Source organism: Serratia sp. HMSC15F11, from assembly GCF_001808215.1.
Lineage (GTDB): Bacteria > Pseudomonadota > Gammaproteobacteria > Enterobacterales > Enterobacteriaceae > Serratia > Serratia nevei.
Window position 1 is genome coordinate 6,737 of sequence record NZ_KV792465.1, and the last position, 8,659, is coordinate 15,395.

Annotated in this window: 6 protein-coding genes; 2 read left to right on the plus strand and 4 right to left on the minus strand. The window is 44.5% G+C overall.

Features of this window, described 5'->3' with window-relative positions; translation table 11 throughout:
- Nucleotides 1-717: 717 nt before the first annotated feature.
- The gene (locus HMPREF3138_RS13520; protein WP_038878252.1) at nt 718-1,239 is read left to right on the plus strand and encodes a hypothetical protein; all 522 of its coding nucleotides are present in this window, start codon (nt 718-720) and stop codon (nt 1,237-1,239) included.
- Entirely contained in the window at nt 1,236-1,616 is a 381-nt protein-coding gene (locus HMPREF3138_RS13525) for a putative T6SS immunity periplasmic lipoprotein (protein ID WP_038878254.1), read from the plus strand. Before HMPREF3138_RS13520 ends, HMPREF3138_RS13525 begins: the two co-directional genes overlap by 4 nt.
- Before the next feature lie 203 nt (nt 1,617-1,819).
- Here HMPREF3138_RS13525 and HMPREF3138_RS13530 read toward each other — a convergent pair whose 3' ends face one another.
- The 4 genes from HMPREF3138_RS13530 to HMPREF3138_RS13545 all read right to left on the minus strand — a co-directional run.
- Entirely contained in the window at nt 1,820-3,040 is a 1,221-nt protein-coding gene (locus HMPREF3138_RS13530) for a DUF3644 domain-containing protein (protein ID WP_038878256.1), read from the minus strand.
- A gap of 66 nt (nt 3,041-3,106) precedes the next feature.
- The gene (locus HMPREF3138_RS13535) at nt 3,107-6,241 is read right to left on the minus strand and encodes a type I restriction endonuclease subunit R (protein ID WP_038878258.1); all 3,135 of its coding nucleotides are present in this window, start codon (nt 6,239-6,241) and stop codon (nt 3,107-3,109) included.
- Complete coding sequence (locus tag HMPREF3138_RS13540) at nt 6,241-7,416, minus strand: DUF4268 domain-containing protein (RefSeq protein ID WP_038878260.1); 1,176 nt, start codon at nt 7,414-7,416, stop codon at nt 6,241-6,243. The genes HMPREF3138_RS13535 and HMPREF3138_RS13540 overlap by 1 nt, the downstream gene beginning before the upstream one ends.
- On the minus strand, nt 7,409-8,659 hold a 1,251-nt coding region (locus HMPREF3138_RS13545; protein ID WP_210394221.1), incomplete at its 5' end, for a restriction endonuclease subunit S. The genes HMPREF3138_RS13545 and HMPREF3138_RS13540, both read right to left, overlap by 8 nt.

Genomic DNA, 8,659 nt, shown 5'->3' on the forward strand with positions numbered 1-8,659 from the left:
CAGCAACACCAGGGCATCCTATCGGCCGCTGATGGCTAATATCATAACGACAAGCGCTCCCCAAACCGGCTCAGGCCGGTTTTTTTGTGCCTACGGTTCAGGCTGTTCACCCTGTAGGTGAACAGGGGTGTACACCGAGAAGGTAGCTATACACCAATCAATGCATTGAAATAAAAGGATAAATTTAAAATGTGTATAGGGTGAACAGTTTTTCTATAAATCTTTTTTTTGTGGCTGTGAGTCCAAGAAATAAAAGCTGCGATCAGAAAATAGCGACAGTAAATTTATGCGTAACAATAATTTTTGGTTTGGGTTCGTGACACGGAACCTAACCGAGCTCTTTGTATGGTTGAATTTTATGCTGTTGTCAGAGCAATAGTCTAATCTTCGCGTTTCACGAAATTTATACTGGGGGCACAAAAGGGGGCATAATCTTGATTTGTTTTTAATAAAATTATATTTTTCAGTAAGTTGATTGATGATTTGAGTCCGGCCTTCGCACCATTAAGTACCGCGCGAACAAGAAGCCACCGAAAGGTGGTTTTTTTGTGTCTGTAATCTGCCTGCCGCAATTACCTACCCACTTTACTCTGTATTGACGTATTTCCCATTTCAGTAAAAACCGGATCTTCCTGATGCTTTCCTAAGGCCTATCTGATTGACCTTAAAGGCTAAAATGGCGTTTCATTGAACCCTTTCGGATCAAGGAGTTCCAGGATGGAGCCACAACAGGAAGGGATCACGCGGGCGTTAACGCCGGGCGAAGTCAATCTGGCACGCTCGGTGTTTGGCAGCACCATTTTCTATCAGAGCGTGTTGGTTCACTGCGACAGCTACCTGCCGTTTGGATTGCAGAATCAGTACACGGCGATGAGCCCGAATGGGGAGTTGTACTTTCGTAGGGCTTTATACCGACCTGATTTTACGGTGCATCATTTGGCACAACACCTGTTTATCCACGAGATGGCACATGTCTGGCAGCATCAAAGAGGCATGTGGGTGCGTACACGTGGGCTTCTCAGTTGGGCGGTGAGCTATCAATATCGGCTCGATCGGTTGTTGTTGCGTGAGTATAGTATGGAGCAGCAAGCATCTATAATTGCAGACTATTTCTATCTCAAGAAGTTTGGCGTTAACGATTTTATCGGTTTATACGGTAGGAATTACTCAGGGATAGTAGACAGAAGTACATTGTCAAAATTTCAACCCATAATCAGAAGCGCAGGGCTGCCACTATGAAAAAATTCCTCTTACTCTTTATTCCTCTTTTTATCTCTGGTTGCCCTATGGGGGATAAAGTCAATTTACGCCCGGCAAAAGCAACGACTGTCGGTAGCAAGATCTGCGTTTTTGTCGATAAGAATGACATGGAAAGAGAGGAGTCCATTCTCAGGGTAGCTATATGGAAGTATGGCAATGATAATTATGTCTATGAAAAGTCATATGCAAACACGCCTGTTGCATTGGAACCTGGGAAGTGCGTGCCCGGCATCGGTGAGTATGATTTTATTCCCGGAGAAGGGTACAGTGTTATTGTTAGTACGCCTTTGCATCCTTATGAGGCCGGGTTTATTGTGTGGAAGCGAGGTGAAGAGGTTATGTTGGAGCCGTATTAGGTTTTAATGTGATGGCGAAATAGATCATCGCACTGATAATAAATTTTATTTCTTTCTAAATGGTGCTATTCATGAAGGTGATAGGAATATATGTGTTGCTAGGATTAATTAAAATGATTTTTCTAGCTGTTTAAAATTATTTTTTCTATGAAAAGTTAGCAGCTACTTACGACGGTGCATGCATAGCTGCTATATCAGGATGATTAACTAGCTATCTTTTTCCCTTTCTTATTTTTCAAGTAACTGATTGCATCATCTAACCATTCTGGCTGTTTTAAACTATCTACAAACCATATTACGAACTTTTCAGAGTATCTATGTCTCTTGTCAATTTCAAAATGCATAGGGGACTTCTTGTTGTTTTGAACTTTGTGTTTACTAATTACAGCTCTGAATGAATATCGAGTGATCGAGAACTCACTTTGCTGATTGTTTATTCTTTCAATGGCTGTCCCTTCATAATAAGGATGGGTGATATCGGGATCTCTGACCTCTCTAATAATAATGGCATTATGGCCTTTCTCACCTATGCCTAATGACAAATCACTCTCTTTAGTATTTTTTGTTAGCGTTAACTTATAGTCCACTGGTATTGTGAATTCTACAGAATCATATTCACTTGCATTTTTATTGAATCTTCCCAGAAACTCTTCAGCTACTGCTGCTGTCATACTCCCATAGTTTTCTTTAATAATAGAGATATCACTCTGTGGACCATCAATAACTAAGCTGAGCATTCCAATGCTTTGGCCTGATAACGGTGATGAACCTGTTTCATTTAAATATCGCTGTTGATAGTTCAGTACATTTGCTTGGAAGAGTCTTGACAACTCGGGCTGTAATTCAGGGATAAGTAAGTGTATCGCGCTATCTCGTAATTCAACTAGTGTTTCTAGATTCTTCCTGACGGGATCATTCTGTTGTAATCTTTTATTTAGTGCATCACTTATACTAATCGAATGGCCGCTAGGCTTGAATACAGTATCCAAACTTAGCGCTTTAATTAATTCAGCCTTAAGCAATAATTCCCACGCATTTATTGAAAGAATGCAAAATGCTTCAACACGGTTATCTAAGCTTGGCCTGTTATATACTTCAAGTGAAAGGATGAAAGCATCTAAACTGCGCTTTAATAGTCCTTTATATATCTTCAACTCAGGTGTGACGGTTTTTGCTTTCAACGATTGAGACATCATTCTTATAAAATCATCATTTGATAATTTTAATAGCCCATCACATCGCCATTCTTTTTCATTGATTGGGTGTAAGTAAACGCCGTTTAACTTTTCATTAATATATTTTCTGATGCTATTTTCATTATAGCCGGTAGAGTTAACAAGATCTTTTATAGAGAACTTATGATTGTTTTTTTCATGTAATCTAAGTGAGTCCAAGAGTTTCAACTGTTTTGTTGAACGATTCATTAGATGTTATCCTCGCAAGCCTAAATTATTAGAGATGGAAGGTGAGGTGCCATCCCTTTATATTTATTAGCTGGTCCAATTATTCGAAACAACCTCGGCTTGTTTCAAAATAAGCTCAACGGCGCCTGCGGTTTTATCCGGAGGATATTTATATTTACGTAGTGTCTGTCTTACTAAAATACGCAGTCTGGCACGCACACTTTCTCGTACTTGCCAGTCTACCGTAGTAGACTGCCTCAGTTTCAAGGTAACTTCAATTGCCAGTTTTTTGAGCGTTTCGTCACCTAGTTCACGCACAGCACTTTCGTTTTCTGCTAATGCATCGTAGAACGCGATCTCATCCGGATTGAGACCTAGAGCATCGTCGCGCGCCATGGCTTCTTGGAACTCTTTAGCCATCTGTATAAGCTCTTCAATTACCTGTGCAGTTTCTATTGCGCGGTTATTGTACTTAAGCAATACGGCCCTAAGGCGATCTGAATACTTTTTCTCCTGTACTACGTTATTTTTTGTGCGAGCATGAATACCGTCGTTCAACAACTTCTCTAGCAATTCAACGGCCAGATTACGCTGAGGCATTTCACGCACTTCTTCTAAAAACTCTTCTGAAAGTAAGCCGATATTGGGTTTTCCCAACCCCGCCAGTGCAAACACATCATCCACCCCGGTCGCAATAATAGCGTTATCAAGGATTTTACCGAGCAGCGTGTTTTTCTCTGACTGGCTGAATTTCTTGTCGGTTGTCGTCAGCTTGATAATCGCCACTTTCACCGTTGACAGAAACGCTATCTCTTTTTGCAATGGTTTGGCTTCATCCAGCGTACTGCACAGTGACCAGGCTTTGTTCATTGCCAGAACGACATCAAAAAAGCGTTTTTTACCATCATCGAGGCCCAGCACGTAATCTGCAGCTTTGAGTAAAAACCGTTGGGGTACTTCTTCAAAACCAGTGTAATCAAACCCGGCAGCGGTTGGTGTTTTGGCAAACATGCCGTGAATCACATCCAGCTTTTCAAGCAGAATAGCGAAAGCTTCATGAGCATCGATGGTGGTCTGCCCCTTACCTTTTGAATCGGTATAGGTTTTCAAAGCTTGCTTCAGCTCGTTAGCAATCCCGATGTAATCGACCACCAACCCGCCAGGTTTGTCTTTAAAGACTCGGTTAACGCGTGCAATGGCCTGCATTAGGTTATGTCCGCGCATTGGCTTGTCGATATACATGGTATGGCAGCAGGGGGCATCAAACCCGGTAAGCCACATATCGCGCACAATCACCAGTTTTAGCGGATCGTTGAGATCTTTAAAGCGCGCTTCAAGGCGTTTTTTGGTCTGCTTATTGTAGATGTGCGGCTGCAGGAATTTATTATCGGAGGCTGAGCCGGTCATGATGATTTTGATTTCACCCTTCTCAACATCATCGCTGTGCCATTCCGGACGTAAGGTGACCAATGAATTATACAGTTTCACGCAGATTTCACGGCTCATGGCAACAATCATCGCTTTGCCATTCATTGTGGCATTACGGGCCTCAAAATGCTGAACTAGATCGGCAGCCACCTGATTGATACGCGGTTCAGAACCTACAAGTTTTTCCAGGCGGCTCCAGTCGCCTTTAGTTTTCTCTTTCTGATCGGTCTCTTCGTCTTCGACCAGCTCATCAACTTGCTCAGAGAGCGTTTCCAGCTCTTCGTGGTTGAGGTCGAGTTTTGCCAGACGTGATTCATAGTAGATAGGCACGGTTGCACCGTCTTCCACTGCATCCTGAATATCGTAGATAGAGACGTAATCACCAAATACAGCGCGCGTATCTTTATCTTCGGAAGATACAGGTGTTCCGGTAAAGCCCATAAATGATGCATTGGGTAAAGCATCGCGCATATGTTTGGCGTAACCGTACTTATAAGCGCCTGTTTCGCGATCCAGCGTGGCGTTAAGGCCATATTGACTGCGGTGCGCCTCATCGGAAATGACGACGATATTGCTGCGTAGATTAAGCGCTGGGTGAGTTTGTTCGCCTTCCAGCGGTGCAAATTTTTGTACGGTGGTAAAAATAATTCCGCCTGATTCACGGGCATTGAGCATCTCGCGGAGCTGGTCGCGGTCGTTCGCCTGCAACGGTTCCTGCTTAAGCAAATCTTGCGCCTGGCAGAACGTGGCATAAAGTTGTCCGTCGAGATCGTTACGGTCGGTCACTACCACGATGGTCGGGTTGTTCATTTCTGCTTGTTGCAGCAGCTTCCCGGCGTAGCAGCACATTGAAATACTCTTACCAGAACCTTGAGTATGCCAAACTACGCCTGCTTTTTTACTACCTGGCGTGATGTTGCTGCGTAGCGGCAAATGTTTACTGGTAGAGGCCACAATTGTTGCTGCCACTGCTTCTCGCACTGCGTGGAATTGATGATAAGCGGCAATCTTTTTAATCAGTCGTTTGCCGTCGTTTTCAAACAGGATGAAGTAGCGAATATAGTCGAGCAGCAATTCACGGTTAAAGAATCCTTTAACTACCGTTTCAAGTTGCCACTCAAACAGCGGCTTGTCGTCTTCGTTAGACAGTGTTTTCCACGGAAGAAAACGCTCTTCGTTCGCGGTAAGGGAACCAATGCGGGCGTTATAGCCGTCGCTGACTACCAGCGCTTCGTTGCAGATAAACAAATCGCTGAGTTCGTTTTTATAGGTCTGTAGCTGATTGAATGCAGCCCAGATATCGGCATTGGCATCGATTGGGCTTTTCAGTTCAATCACTGCCACCGGCAACCCGTTGATATAGCAGATGACATCCGGGCGACGCACCTGCTTCGTTCCCTGGATGGCTACCTGATTGACCACCGTAAAACGGTTATGGTTCGGGTGGTAAAAATCCATCAACAGTGCTTTATCGTGGATAACGTTATCGTCCTGCTTGTACTGTACCGGCACGCCGTCGAGCAGCAGGTGATGGAAGGCTTTGTTACTGACGATTAGGTCTGGGTTTTGTGCATGGGCGATACGCAATATCACCTCATCCAGAACGGCAACCGGGAGATGCGGATTAATTTTTTGCAGCTGTTCCAGCAATAACGGGCGCAAAAACACATCGTGGAACGAAGCACGCAGCGGATTATCACCGTCGGGCGCGATATCCGGGCCATGTAACACCTCCCAACCCAGTTCAGCAAACCACTGCAGGCTTTGCTGTTCTAAATCGTCTTCACTCAGCATTACTCTTCCTCTCCCTCGGTAATTAACCCTGTTTGCTTAAGCTCAATCGCCAGTTCTAATAAGCTCGGGCGGATCGCTTTTTCTAGGCGGTTCATGCCATCCGTCATCCAGTCAATAATGGTGGGCCAGAGTGCTTTATTCCCGCCATCAAATATTTTTGAGCAGACAATCTGACAGCTTTTCCTCTCTGGTAGCAGTCGCCAGTCGAGTGGTTCACCAAATAGCGATTCAATATGCGTTTTGCGTTCCTTCAGACGTTCAAAAAGCCAGGTGTTTTCAAGCGCATCTCCGCGGGAAATATTAAGCTGCACACGAGCATCTTTTTGCGAAAAAATTAGTTCAAAAGGTACTCCACTTAACCCGGAGCCAGCTGCAAGCCAGTGGTCGGTGGATGGTGCTCTGTTGTTAAACAATGAGCATGGGCTGGTACGGAATTTTTCCAGTGTCATCGTCCAGAATTCGCGGCGCAGATAATGTCGCTGTTGCAGCTCACTGCTGCTGGAAGTAGATTGTTCTTCCGCCTCTTTTTGTGCCATGCCGATCATGTACGATTCTGCTTCCGGCGTTGGGATCACCTGGCGAATATCGACAAAAACATCATCGCCGAAACGGTAGGGTGTCACCTTGAAGCACTGCGCCCTAATACCAAATTGCATCAACCACAGTGCGGTATTGGTGACCTCTTTGCGGAAATTGGCTGCTACCATGATGACGCGCTGGGTACCTTTACGGTTGAGCACCCCTTCTTTCAGGCTTTCCCATCCCATAAACTCCGCAATGACATCTGCCGCTTGACGTTTTTCATTCGGATCATAAAGATCAAGATACATCTGAAAGATTTCAACCACGCTTTCCTGACGCAGATTAGCGCAGTATCCGGCATATTTCAGTGCCTGCCACACCACGTCGCGCCCAGAATCATCAAGCTTGTTCTCGATGATCACCAGATTGCCTTTTTTATCAAGAGCCAGCAGGTCGAGCCTCTCTTTGGTATCGTCGAAACCTGCAAACTCTTTCTGGATAATCAGCAGCTCGTCGTTGCTTTCACGGGTTAACGCCTGCGGATTTTTCGCCAGCCACTCCTGGAGATGATCACGTTCGCGATAGCCGAGGCTGCTGAACGAAACTTCTTGCAGAGAGTGCAGGCTGTTGGTCTGCGTATCGACTTTATACATTTTCCGCCTCGCTTACCGCCTGCTCGGCTTCCGGTAGGGTGATTTCACCGGAGAGGAGTTTGGGGAGAAGGGTGTCGCGGAGTTGGGTTAACTTTATATTCTCAGAAGAGTGCATTAATTTAACAAAAGGCAGCATTGCTTTGTAAAACAACTTTAAAATTTCGGATGGCGCAACAGCAACCATCTCATTTTCTAAAAACACTTTTGTCTGAAAATTACTAATCCCAGTACTTTGATTTTGATATAACCATGTTTCCCCGTCTTGATAAATCTTCTCAAGGTGAAGGCCCAAAACCATGCCTAATTCCTTACTCTTTGGACGGAAAAGTCGGCAAAAACTTGCAGGCTCCACAGGTAGTGATAGTCGCTTAAGAATCTCATCAGTAACATAGATAGAACGGCCTGTGGGTTGAGTCGGGCTACCTCCTGATACTTCAATAACAATATCACCAGCATTTAGACTACGTGTTTTTAATTTTTTCTCTTCTACATAACGAAAAGGAACATTGCTATCTTGGCAAGACTTTATATTAGGAATATCTGTTCCTCGAATAATACGCACTGGCATTTTATGCTTATCATCAGATTCATCTTTACCCCAGTCTCCCCCGATTGTATGAGATAAAAGCTCTCCAAAAGGTTGGAATTCCCACCCTTCCGGAATCCCCCCTAACTCACTCTCCAGCATAACAGACGGAAACAGCTCTGCCGTGGATTTTAACTCGGCATATTGTTCAGGGTGTTCACGTTCAAAAACCGCCAGCGCATCAGCATCTTTCCCGGAAATCGCCGTCATGGCAGCAAGCATCGCCTCTTCCTGCGAACCACCCGATTCCAATACCGCGATTTTGGCTTTTACCGGTTCAAAATCGACAAACCAGCTTTTGAACAGGGCTTGTGCCATTTGTTCAAGGATTTGGTTGATTTGACGGTTTACCTCAATTTTCCTATCAAGCGATTCAAGCTGGTCAGCTATCCATTTCTGTACGGAAAGCATCGGCTTAACAACTTTTAATTCTTCAATATTTCCTTTCGTTAGAGCATTACGTGTTGCGCCCGCACTAGCAATAGTAAGTAGGATATTCTGTTGTGCAGGCGACGATAAATAATATCTAAGGAATCTAGAGTCAAAGACATTCGCATCAGGCCTGATAATGGCAACGTGCTGATTAACCCTAGCGGGTAGATATTTATTTGGCGCAAGACAAACTCTAGGGAAGGTGCGAATAAGCAGGTCATTTCT